An 18,394-nucleotide genomic window follows, 5' to 3' on the forward strand; every position below is an offset into this window, starting at 1 on the left:
CGCCACGGCAACCGAAACAGCGAGGCTAGTGGGCGAGAAAGTAATGGTCATCCATCACGCGTTCCGCCCCGAGGGCGTGGTGCAGCCCATCGAGACCGGTGCCACCCTGCCCTGGAGCGTGAGCGCCCTCGGCAAAGCCATCGTGGCATTCTCCCCCGAGGAGCAGCGGGAGCGTCTACTGTCCGCGCCACTGGTCGCGCCGACGGGCCGGACAGTGATCGAACCGTCTGCGCTCACCGAGCAATTGGAGCAGGCCACCACGGTCGGCTACACGCTGGAGAGCCAGGAGGCGACCCTAGGTGACGCAGGCATCGCGGCGCCCGTCTTCGACCGCACCGGCGCCGTCGCCGGGGCCATCGGACTGATCGGCCCGGTCGAGCGGTTCCTGGACGAGGAGCGCCGCCAGGCGTACGCGATCGCGACCCGAGAGACCGCCCGGAATCTCTCGCGCGAGCTGGGCGCCCTCCCCAGATCTGAGCTGGGCTTCCTGCCGTATCCGCACCGACGCCTCACCACGATTCCCCCGTCGCCAATCACCACGTCCCCTTCGGCGCGGGGTCCACGGCACCTCCGCCGAGAAAGCATGATCGACGGCCCAGACCCAACGCTACCCAGCCCACGCGGCGGGCAATCCAGCAACCCGCCGGTAGCCGCCGAGGTGCCTCGGCGGCTACGGCACCCTCTTGACACACCAAGCAAGGCCAACCTAATTTTCGAGCAAGTGTTCAGTAGTGAAGAATAACGTTCGAGTTTGTTCGCGTTAACTAGAAGCGACGACCTGTGGAACCAAACGTGACGGGCCGGTGACCACGCGCCGGGCGGCTGTTGGGGGGTGGAGGGGCGACTGTGACGAAGCCGTTCAATCCTGCCGAGAGCCGAGTGCCAGACAGCCTGCACGCTATGGAGATCGCCCACCCCGGCCTGCCCGTCACCCCCGCGCCTCGGGTGATCGCGCGCGCGAGCGGCCCGGTGCCCGGCAGAGTCGGCCTCGCCTCCGGGGGCGGCGCGGGTCACGAACCGCTGGACGGCGGATTCGTCGGCCGCGGCATGCTCGACGCCGCGGCGCCCGGCGAGGTGTTGGCCTCTCCCGCCTCCGGCCGGAACCTGGCCGATTTGCGGCACGAACTACGGCGGCGACCGGCTCAACTTCGCGATGGCCGCCGAACTCGCCGAGGACGAGGGACACAGGGCGCGGACCGTCGTCGTGGACGACGACGTCGCGAGTGCGGCGGGAAAACGGGCCGCCGTGGCACAGGTGCCACGGTGGTCATGGACAGGATCTGCGGCGCCCCGGCCGGACAGGGCGCCGTTCTCGTGGCCGTGGCCGAGACGGGCGAACGAGTCAACGCCGCCTCACGCAGCATCACGCTTGCCCTGACGCCATGCACCTCGCCCGCAGCGAGCCGGCCGAACTTCGAACTCGGCCCGGACGAGATCGAGTTCGGGGTCGGCATCCACGGCGAGCCGGGCCTGTGCGGGGAACCTCTGCGCTCGGCCCGTGACCTCGTCGTACGGGCCACGGAACCGCTGCTCGCCGGGCTCCCGCCGGGCGACGCCACCTGTCTGGTGATGGCCAACGGCCTCGGGGCGCCCCCTGTAGGAGCTGTACGTCGCACCGAGCGAGACCTCCGGTGTGCTGGGCACGCCGACCTGGCCATCGCACACGCCTTGGTCGGCAACTACGTCACGCGCTGGACATGGCAGGGGTGTCCCTCACCGTCTGCCGGGCGGCCGCCCGGATGCTCGGTCTCTGGACGATGCCGGTGAACACAACAGCGCTGCGCTGAGGGTGCTGACATGTGAACGCCGGTCGATAACCACGACACACGGGAGGACCGTTGGACTCCGCACGGACGCGGACATGGCTGCGCAACGCCGCCTTTCTTCTGGACCAGGACAAGGACCGGCTGACCCGACTGGACTCGGCCATTGGCGACGGTGATCACGGAGTCAACATGCACCGCGGGTTCTCGGCAGTGGCGGCCGCCCTCGACGAGGACGATCGGGCGGACGTGACCGCAGGGGAGTTACTCGTCGCGGTGGGCAACACCCTCGTGTCGACCATCGGCGGGGCCTCGGGGCCGCTGTTCGGCAGCTCCTTCCGGGCCCTGGGCAAGACACTCGACGGCCCCAGCCCGCAGGGCGAGAGGCAGAGGCTGGCCGCCGCGAGCGACAGCGTCCATCGTCTGGGCGCCGCCGAGCCCGGCGACAAGACCATGTACGACGTCTACCGGCCGGCTGCCGCCGCCTTCGCTCGGGTGACCGAGTCCGGCGGCGATCTCCCGGCCGCCGCCCACGCCGCGACCGACGTCGCCGAAGAGGGATTACGGGCTACCGAACCGATGCAGGCCCGCCGGGGCCGTGCCTCCTACCTGGGCCTGCGCAGCGTGGGCCACCAGGACCCCGGCGCGGCCTCGCTCGCACTGATCTTCCAAGCTCTCGCCACTGCTCTGGAGACCAAGTGACTCAGCGCCAGCAGACGGTTTCCCCACTACGTCGCAGGAGCACGTCCGGAACACACGGCCAGCCGCAGCCCGCACTGGTGGCCGCCGGCCGGTTCTCCTGGCTGACCCCGATGATGCTATGGCCGCTGGCCCGCCACTATCTGCCGCGCCCGGCACAGCGACCGCAGGGTGGCGGTACCCAACGCGCGGACGACGAGGCGATGTTCGCGGCGATCGTGTACGTGCTAGTGAGCGGAGTGCCCTGGCGCGCGTTGCCCAAGACGTTCGCCGTGTCCTGGCAGAACACCCACCGCCGCTTCACCCAGTGGAGCGAGGCGGGCCTCTGGGACCGAATACGCGAGGCCTCCCGCAAGCAGCAGATGCCCGGTCAGATGCGGCACTGGGCCGACGTGGTCGGTGCTCTGGCCGAGGAGCGGCTGAACCGGACGCCCGCCCCAGTCGAACGGATCCCGGCGGCGCCCCGGCGCAGCACGGGGCTCAAGCCCGGCATCCGGGTGCATCAGCCGGGAGACTTCACCGTCCGCCTGTTCGGCCCGAGCCGCAGCACGGCGTCGGTGCAGGGACAAGAGCTCCGCCCGGCCCAGTGACACCGCAGGCCGAAGAAGGGCGCCCTTGGACCCTGCCCGACGATGTCCAATCGTGCCCTCTCTGCCGAACAGGACGGTGCCGTCCACCCCAGGCAGTGTCGGGACCTGCCCCGGCCGGGCCCGACGCGTTCCGCTCGCGCCGAGCCGGGCAGGTCCCACGCCCCGACACGGCCGGCCCGACGCGGGCCGGCCGAGAGAGTGGTCGATTCCGGTGAACCCCGCCCCACCGCCGTCCGTCACGGACTTCCGTGCCGAACTCGCCCTTCTGATGGCCGCGTACGCCACCCGCCATGTCGTGGTACTCGCCCTTGACGGGGTCAACCTCAGTGCGGCTTCAACCTGTTGGCCCTCCGCCGAGACACGGCTCCTGCGCGCCGTAGCGCCGACTACGTCCTCAGCCGGCTGGCTGAGCGCCCTGACCGGTCTGGACGTCGCCGACCACGCGGTGCCCGGCGTGGTCTTCTCCGACCCATCGGGTCAGGGCGGTCTGGTCAACTTCCTCAACCACCACGGCCCCGGCCTCACGCCCGCCACGGAGAATGTCTTCCTGGATGCCATCCGACTCGGCCGTACCCCGCTGGCCGTCCTCGGCGACCTGGAGTGCTACGCCTCGTCCTGGCGCGACGCCCTGCTGGCGCACGCCCAGCCGATCACGGGCCACCGCTTCTACACCGAACACGACGCCTACCACCGGCGCCCCGCCGCCGAGGTGGCCGCGCGGGTCGGCACGGCCGTCGAGGAGACCCTCGCTCGGCACGATGCACGACCTTGTCTCCTCTGGTGCTACGTCGAGATCGACCAGCACGTGCACCGGCACGGCTACGACGAGCACACCTTCCGGGTCCTCACCGCCCTGGGCGAGTTCGCCGCCTCCCTGGCCACGCGGGACATCCTGGTCGTGGCACACTCCGATCACGGTCTGGTGCCCACCGTGCACGACCCGGAACTCGCCGACCTGCTCGACGACCTGGGCCGACGGTACGGTTTCACGATGGGCGGCGCGGGACGCATGCGCTGGCTCTACCCCCGGGCCGGCACCGGCCCGGAACTGCTTGCACTGCTCGGCGAGGAGCTGCCCGGCGACATCCGGATCCTGCCCGCCGACGAGGTCTTCCGGCCAGGCTCGCCGGGCCGAGCTCGGGTCGGCGACGTGCTGCTCGTGTCCGAGGGAGGGGCGTTCCTCACCGACCCGGAGTACCGCTATGACCACGGCTCCTTCGCCCCTGAGGAGACCGAGACCCCCTTCGCCGTATGGCGGGTGAAATAGGCCCGCGCGGATCCGCCACGGCACCCAAGCACCTTGTCTCATGTGGCAGTTGACGCCTCCTGCTTTTGTGCTGAACGCTGAGGCGAGGTCTGAACGGGGAGGTAGATCAATGAGTACGAGCCTGACCGGCTGCCTGGAGGAAATGGATCGCCGCGGGCTCATACCAGACGGCTGCCTCGCGGTGTGCTGCGTGGGCTCCGTCGCGCGCGGGTGGTCCAACGAGAGCAGCGACTACGATTTCAACGTCATATCCACCATCCCCTGGACGGGCGCGAGCGCCCGCACGATCCCTGTGCCGCTGACCCCTGCCGTCGTCCCCGCCGTCGTGCTGCACGTGGATGGGCGCCGCTGGGAGATCAAGTACTGGCTCGACAGCCAGGTCCGCCAGATGCTCGACAAGGTCACCTGGGAGCAGTTCGAGGCGGACGGCACCACGGCCAAAGCGCTGGTGGACGCCGAGGAACTGTTCCTGGAGCGGATGAGCACCTGCCTCACCCTCAGCGGCACCTCTTGGGCCGAGGAGTGCAAACGACAGGTCGAGGAGTCCGCCTTCCGGGCCTTCGTGACCACACGCTCGCTCGCGGAGACCGACGCGTCCATCGAGGATGCCGTCGGACAACTGGCCGCGCAGGACCTCGACAGTGCGGTGCTGTCCGCGCGCAAGGCGCTTGGGCACACCGTGGACGCACTGTTGGAGAGCAAGGGCAACTTCGGCTCCCGTACCCCGAAGTGGCGGGCGCGCCGCTTCCGCGAGACACGGCCCAGAGCCCTGTCGTTCGAGGAGTACTGGGCGCTGGAGACGATGCGGTCCTTCGACCCCGACGCGCCGCAGGCGTGGGTGAACCTGATCGTGCAGCGCTGCAAGGACCTGACACTGGAGGTGGAGATTTCTTGACGACCCCTCAGGACACCCGGCCGGTACCCCCGACCGACGGCCGCCAGCCGAGATCCGCGTCCGCCTTCTGGCGGTACTGGACCGCTTCCACCATCAGCAGTGTCGGCGACGCGATCACGACGGTCGCCCTGCCGCTGGTGGCCGTCGGTGTCCTGCACGCCTCCAGTCTCGAGGTCAGTTTCCTGACGGCCGCGCAGTACGCCGCCTGGATCGCGATCGGACTGCCTGCCGGGGTCATCGTGCAGCGCCTGCCACTGCGGGGCACCCAGGTCGCCATGGACCTCATCAGGGCGGTCGCCGTCCTGTCGGTGCCGCTGGCGGCCGCGTTCGACATCCTGCACCTGGCCCATCTCGTCCTCGTGGCGCTGGTGATCGGCCTGGCGACGGTGGTCTTCGACGTGGGCAACTCCACGTTCCTGCCGTCGATCGTCAGCAAGGACGAGCTGACTGCCCGCAACAGTCTGACCTCCGCTTCGGTGTCGGCCACCCAGCTGGGCGGCCCGTCGCTCGGCGGTGTGCTCGTCCAGCTCCTCGGCGGCGCCATGAGCCTCCTCTTCGACGCCGTCAGCTATCTCGTCTCCGCCGTGCTGCTTTGCAGCCTGCCGCGACCCGCGCCCGCGAAGAAGTCGGCCAAGGGCGAGTCGACGCTGGGCCTGATCAAGGAGGGGTGGCGGTTCGTCAGCCACCACGAGGCGATCCGCCCCTGTGTCGCTGCGGCCACGCTGGTCAACTTCACCTGCGGTGCCTTCATGGCGTTGCTGCCCGTCTTCCTGGTCCGCACCCTCGACGCCCCCACGGGCTTGGTGGGTGTGCTGATCGCCACGGAGGGCCTGGGCAGCCTGATCGGTGCCACGCTCACCCCGCGGCTGGCGGGCCGTATCGGCAGCGGCCGCACGCTGCTGGTCTCGACCCTGTTCGGCGCGTCGGTCGCGGTGCTGATGCCGCTCGCCGAAAGCGGCTGGGGACTGATTCTATTCGCGCTGGGCAACATCGGTTTCGGCGCGGGCGTGGTCGTGCTCAGCATCCTCACCCGTACTCATCGGCAGACGGTCACGCCACCCGAGCTGCTGCCCCGGGTCATGGCCACCGTGCGTTTCGTGTCCTGGGGTGCGGTCCCCTTCGGTGCCCTGACGGCCGGCGCCGTGGCCATGGCCATCGGCAACCGCGGCTCCCTCTGGCTGATCTGCGCCCTCGCCTTCCTGGCTCCCCTCGCCGTGTGGACCAGCCCCATCCGTCGTATGCGCGACCTGACGTGACCCGACAGGGGCCGGCCCTCCACCGCCGAAGTGGCCCAGGGAATCACTGAGCCTTTTCAGTCTGGGTCCCGTGTGGGTGACGGGCGGGCCGGCCGCAACGCACAGAGCTCCCGCGCCGTTGAGTGAGGTGTTCGACGTCTCAACTCGACAGCCCGGGAGCCCTGTTGATTCCATATCCTGCCGCACTCGACCTCCCGCATGCGCCGGTCGAGTGGGTGACGATGCTGATCGTCACCCGGGAGGGTGACCGTCGCTGCAGACTCCGTCCGTCCGGACGTGCGCTGATCGCTCTGGCGTACCTGCGCCGGCACGACACCCTCGCGCAGCTGGCAGCCGGGTTCGGGGTGTCCGTCGGCACCGCGCACGCCTACGTCACCACCGTCGTCGGGCACCTGGCGGACAAGGCACCGGGCCTGCTGAAGGTGCTGCGCGAGACGGACCCCGACTATGCACTTGTGGACGGCACCCTCGCCGAGTGCGACCGGGTCGGTGACGGGCGCGCGGACCACTCCTCCAAGCACAAGCGGCACGGGGTGAACGTGCAGGTCGTCACGGATCCCGCCGGGAGGATCCTGTGGCTCTCGCCCGCTCTGCCGGGCCGCACCCACGACCTGACGGCCGCCCGCCGACACGAGATCATCCGAATCTGTGAACGCCAGGGCGTGCCGATTCTCGCCGACATGGCCTACATCGGCGCCGGCGACTGGGTCACCACCCCGAAACGCCGACCGCCGAACGGCGAGCCCACCCCCACCGAGCGGACGGTCAACCGGGCTCTGTCCGCCGCCCGGGCACCCGTCGAACGCGGAGTCGCCCGCCTGAAATCCTGGCGAATCTTCCGACGGGCACGCTGCAGCCCGACACGTCTCACGTCGATCACCGCCGCCATCCTCACCCTGGAGAGGCAACGCTGAAAACCCTCACTGGGGAAATGGGCCAGATCCCTGGGCTGCCGCACTCCCAGGCGCAGAAGCAGCAACTTGGCCTCCGGGTTGACCGCACTGCCCCAGACGTCTGACCGGCCGTTTCCACGTGCCGAGCAAGAGGGCCCTGCGCCGCGTCCTTGGCCCCCTCGACCCGATCGAGGTCAGCGCGGTGAGCTTCGCCTACCTCCGTCCGCTCGTCTCGCAAGTGACCCGTACCCCGCCCGGTCCGCGCTACCGCCGACGGGCTGGCCGAACGAGAACAGCGCCGTGCTCACCGGCGAGCACAGGACCACGACGGCCCCACCCCGAGCCGCCCGGCTCTGACGGTGGACGGTAAATGCTTGCGTGGGGCTCATCGCCCCGACGGTAGCCGTGTGTTCGTACTGTCTGCGGTCCGCCACGGCGACGGCATTACCCTGGCCTCCCGCGAGATCGGCGCGAAGACCAACGAAATACCCGAGTTCGCGGCCCCTCCTCGACCAGATCAACGACGCCGATCTGTGCGACTGCGTGATCACTGTGGACGCCCCGCACGCCCAACGCGCCCACGCCGCCTACCTCGTCGAACAACGCGGCGCCCACTACCTGTTCACCATCAAGTCCAACCAGAGGAAACTCGCCGACCAGCTCCGGAAGCTGCCCGGGAAGAACATCGCGGTCATCTACCGCGACGACTCCACCGGCCACGGCTGCACCGAACAGCGGCACGCCCAGGTCGTAACCGTGGACAATCTGTTCTTCCCGCCCGCCAGGCCCTACGGATCCGCCGCAAGCGCCGCACTCCCGGCGCGAAACGGTGGAGCACCGAGACCGTGTACGCGATCACGGACCTGCCCGCCGAGCAGGCATCCGCCTCCGAGATCGCCGCCTGGGCTCGCGGGCACTGGACCGTGGAGAACACCGTCCGCTGGTGCCGGGACGCACGCAGCCGCTTGCAGCCCAGCAAGACGACAGCCTGTCAGGACCCGACGACCGCCCGAACGAGGATGTAGGTTGAACGCGCGATTGTCAGAATGCCACAACCATCGCTCCCCTGCGAACCACCAATTTCACGGTTTACCGGGAGTCGGTCTGCACGCTCGGCCACCACACGGCCACCACGCCAGTCCGAACAGCCCGAAGAAGAACGACCGCAAGAGACAAAAGACCAGATCACAGCCCTGGAGAGCAGAACCGCCACCGATCGTAAACCTCAGACCCACGCATTGCGGTGCATGAAGCACACGTGCCCGATTAGCCTGAATTCCAAGGTCAACCGAAACAAGAAACCCCAGGTCAGAGCCCCGACCTGAGGTTTACCACAGAGCCGCCTTCGGGATTCGAAACCGAGACCTACGCATTACGAGACCAGCAGCGATCATGTTGCCGAATGACATGTCGTGCTGTCGGATGACGTTGTGCCTGATCAGAGCACATGCGGCAGGTTGGGCCGTGCCATCCCGTGACACGCCGTCCAAAGGCGTCCGGCCACCAAGCGGCCACCGAGCCAGCTTGCGCACGGGCAGCAGGACGATTTGGCTGGGCTTGTCGCTTCCCCACAAGCACCCCCGCACCATCATGTCGGTTCCCCGACCGGCAAACGTCTGTTCCAACGGGTCATGTCAGTGCCTCGGCGCGCCCCACCATCTCCCGTGGTGGTGACGGACGCGGTTCCAGTCCGCGCCGGGGGCGTCGTCGGGCACCGCTACGAGCATCGAGTCCGCTTCGTCGCGCACGCACTCGACCTGAGCCGCAGTCAGGCGCCGGCAGTTCCACAGCAGCCGCGCCATCTCGGCCGCCAGCGGATCGTCGGGCCCCGACGTCTCGCGGAGTTCAACCCCGGTGATAGCGGCGAGGTCACTACCCGGGATGCCGAGAGTGGTCGCGAAGCCTGCCACGCGGTCCGCAGTCAGTGCTACGCGGCCCCTGCCGATACCGCTGATCGTGGAGGCGGCCAGGTACACGCGGCCTTCCGTAAGAAGGGCCAGGATCTTGGCTGCGGCAGTCGGGGAGTGCAGATTCCGGTTGAGGCACAACAGGTTGGCGAGTAGCGCGCCGGAGCCCGCCTCGTGCTGGTCATAAACCAACGGTGGAGGGGAGCGTCGCTCGTCGTCATCCAGCGACAGCTGATCAATGAGCTGGTGGACGTGGGCTCTCTGGTCCGTCGGCAGTGCCAGCATGATCTGGACAAGGCCCACGATCGCTGCCCCGGCGGCCGGTTCCCGAGGTGTGAGGGCCACTGGCACCGGGACGTCAGCGATCACATAGAGGTCGGCGACGTGGAAACCGAGCGCGGGGGCGAGAGCGTCGAGCTGCGAAGCCAGCGGCGGCGTGCCCGCCACCACCGCGCGGAGTTCGGTCTCCGGGATGCCGGCGGCGGAGGCCAGCCACGCCACATCCTTCCGGCGGTGATTCATGAGCCGGGTCAGAAGCACGCCGAAGCCTGGATGATTCGCCACGGTTCCACCTTACGTTTCACACCGGAAACGGACCGACGGGGCTCTTCTCACTACGCGAGGGCGAGGCTCGCCTACTTCACCATCCTGTCGGTCCATGACGCTTCGACCGCTTCTGTATCCGTCCCTTCAGCTGGTGATCGAAATACGCGAAGCGGTCTCGGTCGTTGTCCACCACGTCGAGGACGAGCCTCGCAAGCAGCGCCCGACCGGTGGCGTATTCCTGGTAGAGCGTCCAGAGACCTTCCCGGGCAGCGATCTGACAGTCGATCTCGATCTCGGGTGCGCCGGCCTCGACCTCGGTCCAGTGGGACTCCCCGCCCACACACGCGCCGAGGTCGTCCAGGAGCCTGACCCGTACATCCTCCCAGAGGGGCTCGTTCAGGGCCGCCACGATCATCGAGGAGACAGGAACCGCCACCTCGAAGAGGAGCGACTGAATGTGGACGTGGCCCTCCAGGGATGCCTCCGCCAACCCCTGCGGCGTCGTCGCGTCGACCAAGGCCGCGAAGGTCTCGGGTATATGCGCCCCAGTCATGCCGCAGCCACATCGCAGGGAAGCCCAGTCGACCCGCTCGGCCTGGATCAGCGACGGCCGGATGCCCATGTGTGCACTCCCCTTGTCCTGGTATCGGGTAGCCCCGACTGCGCGGGGAGAAAGTGTACGAGTTGGTATCGCTACCTGTTGTCCCAAGGACCGGGGTGGTAGTACCACGGCCCTGGCTCGACGTCGTCCGGCGTCAGAAAGACCTGGCACCTGTCGCAGATCGGCATCTCGTCCCAGACTTCCTTCTCCCTGTCCCAATGAAGCGCCCGCGTCAGCACGACACGGTTGACGTCACCGCCCAGAGCATTGATGACGTTGCCTTCCGCGCAGTATCCGCAACCCGAGGAAGCAGCGACTATCTCGCCTGTTTCGGCGTTGTAGCCCGCCGTCCAGGTCTTCCTCGCCATGGCCGTACTGACGGTTACTCCATCCCGGTTCGGAAACAGCGAACGCTCAGCCAGCCGATTCCGGAGGTTTCTCGCGCCGGCAAGACCATCATCGATGGTGGTGCCTCGAGGCACCTTGGTCTTGGTGACGATCGCCTGGCTCGACTTGCTCGCTCCGGGTGCCGTCTTCTGCACTGGCGGCCGTGAGTCCCGCGCCGACGGCCTCGTGCCGGAGGCTCCGGCGGCCGGTGAGCTCGGTGCTGCCGAGGCCGCTTCCGCCTCCTCCGCCCGCGCCTGAGCGTTCGCCCGCTTCAGTGCCGCCAGGTCCGCGACGTCGGAGGCAGCCTCGTCGACAGCCTTGGCACCTGCCCCAGCCGCAGCGGCGGCGTCGCCTTCGGCGATTCCCTCGGCCGCTCCTTCGGCGTCGCCCACGGCACCGCGTTCGGCGGCGCCGAGGCCGCCTCCTTCGAGACCGCCGCCCGAGACGACGCCACCGGCCGTCTGGCAGGACGCGTCGTGGTCCGCGCCGCCTCCGCTCAGCCAGAACTCGCAGTTGACCAGGTCGTACGCCGTCTTGGCGATGCTTACTACGACTGCGGTGACGAAGCTGTGCGGGGCGGGCGGGTACGGCCCCGGAGTGGGCGGCGCACCCGGCGAAGGCGACGGGGTCGGCGAACCACCGCTGGAACCGCTGCCGCCCCCGGTGTCACCGCTGGAGGTGGTGGTGTCGTCGCTGGAGTTGCTCGACGTCTTCCCGGTGTTCTGCCCGTACCCGTCGCAGATGTCCTTGGGGCACAGGCCCGACGGGTCGGATCGCGTCGCGGGGTTGTCGCCGGCGTAGCTGTACCCACCCATCTGGTTGGGGTCGCCGGACTCGAAGACCGGGTCGGGCGTGAGGAAGCGGCCCAGGACCGGGTCGTAGTTGCGGGCGCCCAGGAGGTCGAGGCCGGTGACCGAGTCGGCCGGCTTGCCCAGGTAGCCGTGGTTCTCGTCCCCGGCAACCCATGCCGACGGCGCCGTGCCCCGAGGGTTGCCGTACGGGTCGTAGAAGCGGCGAGTCACGGCGAGCGTGGAGGCGTCCACGGCCGTCGTCGCGGTGCCCTGGGAGGTGGCCACCTGATACGTGACCGAGCCCGAGCTGGACCGCGTCACCCGCGTCCCGTCCGGCCCCGCGTAGTACCGCAACGCCGTACATGTCTTCGCCGCCACGTCCAGCGTGAGTTGCTCCGCTCCGCCGAAGAGGTACAGCACACGCGTCTTGTCGGTGCCCCCGACGGACGCGGTCTGCTCCAACAGGTCGCCGTCGGCGTCGTACAGGTAGGTGCTGGTGCGGCTGGTGGTGCCGGACGGTGTCGTGACGGTCGCTGTGCGGCCCTCGGCGTCGTAGGTGAGCGTCTGGGTCTGGCCCGCCGGCAGGGCGCCCGTAGAGACCGTCGTCCAGGTCTGGCCCTTGCCTCCGCAGGTGGTGGCGGTGAGCTGGGTGCCCGTGGTGGCGCTGGCGCTCGGGTCGGTCAGGCACAGGGTGCTCTTGGCCGCGTTGACCAGGGTGCCGGTCGATGTCACGCGCCACTTCTGGGTGGCGTCGGTGGAGCATGCCTCCGCGACCACGCCCGCACCGGACGTCGTCGAGTTGGCCGCCGTTTCCAGGCAGAAGCCGGCCGCCTTCACCGTGCCGTCGGTGCCGATGGTCCACTTCTGGGCCGTCGACGTCGAACTGCAGGTGTTGACCTCGACCTTCGCACCCGAACCCGTCTCCTCCACGCACAGCTTGCCGCCGCCGGTGAGGGTGAAGCCGGTCGTCAGGGGGCCGGTGGTCTTCGTCGCCCGACCGGCCGTGTCGCCCGCGTTCTTGCCGGTCGTCACGTCCGTGTACGTCGGGGTCTGCGTGGCCGTGCCCGTGCCCGGGTTGGTGGTCGTGGTCGCGCCCGCCTGGTCCGGGTGCGCGGCGGCGGTCGTACCGTCCAGCCCCGGGTACGTCGTCGCCTGGGTGGTGTCCGCGAGGGCGTTGCCGGTGGTGTCGTGATTCACCGTGCCCGTGCGGTCGCCCAGCAGGTCGTAGGTGTACGTCTGCCAGTACGGTGCCGGGCCGCCCACGGTCTTCGTCTTCACCGGCGCCGCGCTGGTCTGTACGGAGGCGGTGGCGCAGCCTCCGACCGCGCCCACCGATGCGGTGCCGGAGCCGGTGATCCCGGCCGTGTCCGTCCAGGCGGCGGTCAGCCGCTGGAAGGAGTCGTAGCTGAAGCACTGCGTGTCGTGGGCGGTGTTGTTCTGGAGGTCGTCGGTCGCCGTGAGCTGACCGGTCTGGTCGTAGCGGTAGTTGACGACGTCCAGGGCCGTGGCCGACGTCTGGAGCATGCTGGACGTCTGGGTGGTGCGGCCGGTCGTCGCGTCGTACTGGGCGAAGGTGGCGAGTTCCTTGCCCACAGGGCCGTAGTTGGTCTGCAGGACCCGGCCGAACGGGTCGTGGACCGTGCCGTCCAGGTAGGAGGGCGTGTTGGCGGCGTTGATGTAGCCGCCGAAGCCGTCCAGTGCGCCTTGCTGGGTGTAGCCGTAGCCGATGCGCTCGGCGGGCAGGCCGCCGTCCGCCTGGTACTGGGTGGTCGACAGGAGGCCGACTGTCGGGGTGTAGGTGGAGCTCAGGGTGTAGGTGACGGTGGCGCCCGCCGTGGTCCCGGGGAAGCCGTCGGCGGACGGGATCGTGAGGGTCGAGCCCAGCGGCTGGTAGGCGGTGTTGTAGCCAGTGACGGCCTCGGTGTACGCCTTGCCGTTCGCCCCGCCCACGTACCGTGTCGAGGACGTGGGGTAACCCTTGGCGAGGGTGTCGTAGACCCGGGCGGTCTGCTGCTTGGCCGGGTCGGGCGTCGCCGACCAGGGGGCCGCGTACGTCGCCGTGAGCCGGTTGTCCCAGTCGTAGGCGTACGACATCACCTGACCGCGCGCGTCGGTGGCCTGGAGCAGGTTGCCGAGCACGTCGTACTTGTCGTAGGAGGCCGTACCGGTGTTGGGGTCGGTCTGCGAGGTCGGCTCGCCCAGCACGTCGTAGCCGTACGACCAGGTGTTGCCCGCGCTGTCCTTGACGGAGTCGATCCGTCCGGCGGGTGTGTAGGTGTAGCGGGTGGTGGCGTCGGCGGGCGGGACGGCGCCCGCGGTGCCCTGCTTCCACAGCACGGACGTCCCGTTGCCCGCGACGACCGCGAGGGTGGAGTCGGCCCGGACCTGGAGGGTGGCACCGGTGGTGGCGGTCAGGCCGGTGCTCCACTTGGAGGTGCCGGCGGTGGTGTAAACCGCGAGGTTGCCGTCGGTGCCGAACTGGGCGTAGGCGCCCGGGTTTCCGCTCGTGCCGGAGGTCCAGACGGTCTTGCCGGTCGCGAGGGCGGTGAGCACCAGGCTGCCGTCGGCCTGCATGGACAGGCGGACGCTGCCCGAGGTCAGCGAGGTGCCGGACGGGATGATGGTGCCGCCGGCCAGCGTGACCGTCGCTCCGGTGTTCTTCACCACCGACCTCACCGTCCGGCCGAGGGCGTCCGTGAAGACTGCGGTCTCCCGGCCGCCCGCCGGCGGGGTGGAATCGGTCTCGTCGGCACCCGGGTAGGCGGTGGAGGAGCTCCACTGCTTGATCGCCTGGTGCCACAGGGTGCTCGCGGTGGCGCGGCCCTGGCCGTCGTACGTCGTGGTGGTCTCGGCGGGGATTTCGTTCTCGTTGGCCGCGTACAGAGTGGTGGAAGGGGTGTGGTCCGGCTCCGAGTAGGGGGCGTACGACGCGCTGGGCCAGCCGTGGGAGTCGTAGAACGTGTCGGAGATGATCCGGCCGGAGTCGGAGTCGCCGTCGGCGGTCGTCTGGACCTGGCGGGGCTGGAGCATTCCGTCGTAGACGCTGATCGAGGTCGCGTAGGTCTCGTCCTCGCGCAGGGTGCGGGTGGTGACGGAGGACGGGTCGCCGGGCTGTGTGATGGTGCCGCCGGGGGCCGGGACCGCGCCGGGGTTGATGGAGTACGCGAACGTCATGTCCGCGCTCTGTGTCGCCTTGTCGCGGCCGGGCAGCCATACGGCGGTACGGCGGCCAAGAGCGTCGTAGGTGATGTCGGTGACGCGGCCGTTGGCGTCGACGTCGCGCAGCGGCAGGCCCCGCAGCGGGTCCAGCGTGGACGTGACCTTCCACTGCTTCTGGTTGGAGGAGACGACGCCGGTGGCGTTGGTGTTGCCGCCCCCGCTGCTCCACTTGGGCAGGTAGTCGGTGTGGGTGCCGTTGCCGGTGGCGTCGAGGGCGTCGGTGACGCGGCCCGCGCCGTCGTAGGCGATGCCGCTGGTGGTGCGCCAGTTCTCGGTGCCGTCGGTGGCGAAGCCGGTGGCGACCTGGGTGCCCGTGACGTGCGGGTGGGCGACCGTGCCGTAGGTACCGAGGGCAGTGACGGAACCGTCGCCGTCGTAGTAGATCTTCTTGTCGGAGAGCAGGGTGCCCGAGCCGGCCTTGATACCACACGGCCCGGAGACCGTGGTGATGCGGTCCGGGTAGGTGAGCAGCATGGTGTTGCCGGCCGAGGAAGCGGGCGCCGCGTAGTCGGTCGTGCTGCACTTCTCCTGCGCGGCCACGGTCACATCGCCGTGCGCGTCGACCGTCTGGACGCGGCCCTGGTCGTCGTACGCCGTGTCGGTGCGGGTGTGCCGCCAGGTGCCGTCGGCGAGCAGGGCGTAGCCGTGGCTCTGGATGGAGGTGATCCGGCGGGCGGTGAGGTCGGGCAGGGTGGCCTTGTCCGGCTTGGTCTCGCCCGGGTTGTCGTCCTGGGTCCAGGCGGTCCATGAGGTGCGGTCGGTGTGTGCCGTGGTGCTGAAGGCGAACGGGCCGTTGACGGCCGAGGTGTTCACCGTGCCGCCGGAGGCGGTGTAGGTGTCCGTCTGGAGGGCGGTGCCGGCGAGTTGGTCGGCGTCGGTGACCGTCTCGACGGTCTTTCCTCCGACCGTGGCGTCCACGCTGACCGAGCGGCGGCTGCCGTCGGCCTGGTAGTCGCCGTCCATGCCCTGGAGGTAGGTGGTGGTCTTCTGGGTGACCGGTTCGGGCGCTTTTCCGGTGCGCACGGTGACCGCGCGGAAGCCGCGGAACTGGTCCCAGGTGCGGTATTGGTCGTCCGTGAGGTCGGAGTCGTCGCGGTGCCAGGCTGGGCCGGAGTAGGCGTACGTGGAGACGTGGGCCTCGGAGCCGGCCGGGATCTTGGAGGCGTCCGGGTTGTACTGGGCGGCGATCGTCAGATCGGCGGTGGTGACGCTGTGGACCGTGACCTTGTTGAACCAGTCGGCGATCGGCTTGGAGGCGCCGGGGACCGTCCAGTACACGGGGTAGCAGGAGTTGGTGTTGGAGTCGGCCGCCTTGGCGTCGAGCGTCTTGCCCGCGCACGGGGTCTCGTTGTACTCGACGGTGATCGACTCGCCGGTCTCCGTCTGGACGTTGGAGATGCGCGGACGGTACAGCGGCGGCGCGGACGGCGAGTCGTCGTCGACCCGGTTGTCGATCTCGGTGCCGGTGAAGGAGACCTGGTTGAGGGCGATGTCGCTGTTGCCGTTGCCGTAGGTGCCCTTGCCGGTGTGACGGATGGACTGCAGCCACATCACGGCCTGGAGGGAGCCCGCGTCCTTGGGGTCCACGGTGGTGCCGGTGACCGGGTCGACGGCTCCGCCCGCGTCGGAGTACACCTGGCCGAGGGCGTAGGAGTCGACCGGGGCCAGCTTGTCGGTGTCGGCGTCCTTGACGTGCACCTTTGTGGTGATGGTGTCCAGCCGGGTGGTGGACCAGAAGGTTGGCGACGACACGACGCACACGTCGGTCGGCACCTTGGTGGCGTCGTCGGGCAGCTTGGTCTTGTCCGTGGAGTCGCAGTGCAGGTCGTAGGGGACGTCCGGCCAGTGCGGGGCCGTGTCGTCGTCCAGGTTCCCGGCTGAGCAGTCGGTGAAGGCCGACGTGGTCTGGCAGCGCTCCTTGGAGGCGAAGGCCACCTGCGCGGACGGGGTGCGACCCGCCTGTTCGTCGTCGAGGGTGTAACCGTAGGAGATGGTGGCGAGCGTGCCGCCCCGGGTGTACGAGGTGAGGGTTCCGGTGTCGTCCTTGTCGTCGGTCGCCGCCGCCTGGCCGCCGCCGAGGTCGTACCAGCCGGTCTCGGTCGCGTAGTCGTAGCGCTGCACGAAGCCGGTGGGTGAGACGACGAAGTCCAGGTTCCAGCGCCAGCCCTCGGGCTTGTCGCAGCGGGACTTCTTGCCGTCCGAGTCGCTGTGGCAGGGGTCGGACGAGCGCGGGTGCAGCACGGGCACGCCCCAGGCCGCGTGTGTGGAGTCGTCGCCGGCGTCGGCGGAGGCCAGGCCCTTGGTGCCGGGGCCGGTGGGTGAGTGGTCGGCGCCGAAGTAGGCGGCGGTGCCGTCGGTGGTCAGGACGCGGAAGTAGGTGCCGTCGTACAGGCCGTTGGCGGCGCCGGACAGCTCCTGCACGACCGTGCCGTCATCGCCCTGGAGCCGGAACTCCCTTATTTCGCCCGGCACTCCGGAGGTGGCTGTCGGGACGAGGACCCCGGAGTGCGAGCCGAAGGAGACGGTGGCGCCCGCGCCGCCCCAGCACTGGTCGCCCGAACCCTTGAGGATCTTGTCTCCGTCGGAGTCGAGCAGCGACCCGCAGGAGCGGTACGTCCGCTCCACGAAGCCCGGCTGGTAGCTCCAGCCGTCGCCGATCCACGAAGCCTGCGAGTTACGTGCCGAGGTCTCTCCGTCCACGGACTGGGAGTCGTACGACAGCGCCACCGACGGCCCGGTGTCCCCGAGCCCCGGCGGCACCTGAACGGGGTACGCGTACGTGTAGGCGCCGGTGCCGGTGGCCTGCCAACTCCCCTCGGGGGTCAGGGAAGTCGCCGAGTAGTCGCCCTGCGAACCCCGGCTGCCCGAGGTGACGGCGATTGCCGAGTCCGTTGTGGTGGTGGCGGTGAGCTGGTTCGCGGTGGCCCGGTTGACGGTCTTCAGTGGGGTGCCGGTACGGCACTCGGCACGCTGGGGGGTCGTCAGGGCGCAGGCGGGGAGCCGGGTGAGGGTGAGCCGGGAGCCGTAGCCACCGCCATAGGCCTCGGCGACGGCGGAGTAGTCGATGACGACGCTGACCTTGCCGGTATGTGACGGGGTACGCCCCAGTCCGACCAGGAGCCCGGAGTCCGCGCCGGCCTTCAGGGCCTGGGCGCGGGAGGCGAGCCGGACGCCGACCCGAGGGGCGCTCCGCTTGCCCGCCGACGCCACCCACACCGGAAGCGAACCGGCCTTGGTGGGCTTGCGCTTGAGCGTGAGCGTGTGCGAACCCGGCTTCGGCCAAGAGGCTCTGGTGGCCGTGTAACGCGTGAGCGGACGGTATCCCTTGGGATGGACGGTCTTCGTCCGGGCCAGCGCGTGGTCGCCGACGGCGGGGGTCTTCGGCAGCGGTTTCGGCTTCCAGAAATCGCCGTGGAAGACGAACGGCCCGATGCCGTTCTGGGCCACCGCCACCGTCACCAGTAGCACCATGGCGGTGAGCAGAGCAGAGACGAACGTCAGCGTTCTTCGCACACCCACCGTGTGAAGTCCCCCCGTATGGAACAAATCTGATGATCCGTCTTCTGAGCGGTCACGTGGT

Annotated in this window: 11 protein-coding genes and 3 pseudogenes; 11 read left to right on the forward strand and 3 right to left on the reverse strand. The window is 69.4% G+C overall.

Annotated elements, in window-relative coordinates; all coding sequences use genetic code 11:
- Window positions 1-28 precede the first annotated feature (28 nt).
- The 11 genes and pseudogenes from ABZ490_RS13410 to ABZ490_RS13460 form a co-directional block, all read left to right on the forward strand.
- A complete protein-coding gene (locus ABZ490_RS13410) occupies window positions 29-742 on the forward strand; it encodes an IclR family transcriptional regulator C-terminal domain-containing protein (RefSeq protein WP_358988723.1) in 714 nt (237 codons plus the stop codon).
- A gap of 158 nt (window positions 743-900) precedes the next feature.
- Window positions 901-1,041: pseudogene (locus ABZ490_RS13415) on the forward strand (dihydroxyacetone kinase subunit DhaK); the annotation flags it as partial.
- Window positions 1,042-1,153: 112 nt separating this feature from the next.
- Entirely contained in the window at window positions 1,154-1,378 is a 225-nt protein-coding gene (locus ABZ490_RS13420) for a hypothetical protein (protein ID WP_358988845.1), read from the forward strand.
- Window positions 1,291-1,767: pseudogene (locus tag ABZ490_RS13425) on the forward strand (dihydroxyacetone kinase subunit DhaK); the annotation flags it as partial. The gene ABZ490_RS13420 and the pseudogene ABZ490_RS13425, both read left to right, overlap by 88 nt.
- A 71-nt stretch (window positions 1,768-1,838) precedes the next feature.
- Complete coding sequence (gene dhaL / locus ABZ490_RS13430; protein WP_358988725.1) at window positions 1,839-2,465, forward strand: dihydroxyacetone kinase subunit DhaL; 627 nt, start codon at window positions 1,839-1,841, stop codon at window positions 2,463-2,465.
- Between the two features lie 77 nt (window positions 2,466-2,542).
- Window positions 2,543-3,052 (forward strand): transposase, encoded by a 510-nt coding sequence (locus ABZ490_RS13435; RefSeq protein ID WP_358988727.1) that lies wholly within the window; start codon window positions 2,543-2,545, stop codon window positions 3,050-3,052.
- A gap of 211 nt (window positions 3,053-3,263) precedes the next feature.
- On the forward strand, window positions 3,264-4,319 hold the full coding sequence (locus ABZ490_RS13440) for an alkaline phosphatase family protein (protein WP_358988729.1): 1,056 nt from the start codon (window positions 3,264-3,266) through the stop codon (window positions 4,317-4,319).
- A gap of 109 nt (window positions 4,320-4,428) precedes the next feature.
- Window positions 4,429-5,214 carry a hypothetical protein gene (locus tag ABZ490_RS13445; protein WP_358988731.1) on the forward strand — a complete coding sequence of 262 codons (786 nt, stop codon included), beginning with the start codon at window positions 4,429-4,431 and terminating at the stop codon, window positions 5,212-5,214.
- Entirely contained in the window at window positions 5,211-6,470 is a 1,260-nt protein-coding gene (locus ABZ490_RS13450) for an MFS transporter (RefSeq protein ID WP_358988733.1), read from the forward strand. Before ABZ490_RS13445 ends, ABZ490_RS13450 begins: the two co-directional genes overlap by 4 nt.
- 164 nt (window positions 6,471-6,634) lie before the next feature.
- A complete protein-coding gene (locus tag ABZ490_RS13455; protein ID WP_358988735.1) occupies window positions 6,635-7,384 on the forward strand; it encodes a transposase family protein in 750 nt (249 codons plus the stop codon).
- Between the two features lie 76 nt (window positions 7,385-7,460).
- Window positions 7,461-8,316: pseudogene (locus ABZ490_RS13460) on the forward strand (ISAs1 family transposase); the annotation flags it as partial.
- Window positions 8,317-8,997: 681 nt separating this feature from the next.
- On the opposite strand, the gene ABZ490_RS13465 reads toward ABZ490_RS13460, so the two are convergent.
- The 3 genes from ABZ490_RS13465 to ABZ490_RS13475 all read right to left on the reverse strand — a co-directional run bounded on the left by ABZ490_RS13465 (window position 8,998) and on the right by ABZ490_RS13475 (window position 18,333).
- A complete protein-coding gene (locus ABZ490_RS13465; RefSeq protein ID WP_358988737.1) occupies window positions 8,998-9,834 on the reverse strand; it encodes a hypothetical protein in 837 nt (278 codons plus the stop codon).
- A gap of 76 nt (window positions 9,835-9,910) precedes the next feature.
- The gene (locus ABZ490_RS13470) at window positions 9,911-10,438 is read right to left on the reverse strand and encodes a hypothetical protein (RefSeq protein WP_358988739.1); all 528 of its coding nucleotides are present in this window, start codon (window positions 10,436-10,438) and stop codon (window positions 9,911-9,913) included.
- A gap of 71 nt (window positions 10,439-10,509) precedes the next feature.
- Entirely contained in the window at window positions 10,510-18,333 is a 7,824-nt protein-coding gene (locus ABZ490_RS13475; protein ID WP_358988741.1) for a ricin-type beta-trefoil lectin domain protein, read from the reverse strand.
- Window positions 18,334-18,394 lie beyond the last annotated feature (61 nt).

This window comes from Streptomyces sp. NPDC005811, assembly GCF_040630405.1.
Taxonomy (GTDB): domain Bacteria; phylum Actinomycetota; class Actinomycetes; order Streptomycetales; family Streptomycetaceae; genus Streptomyces.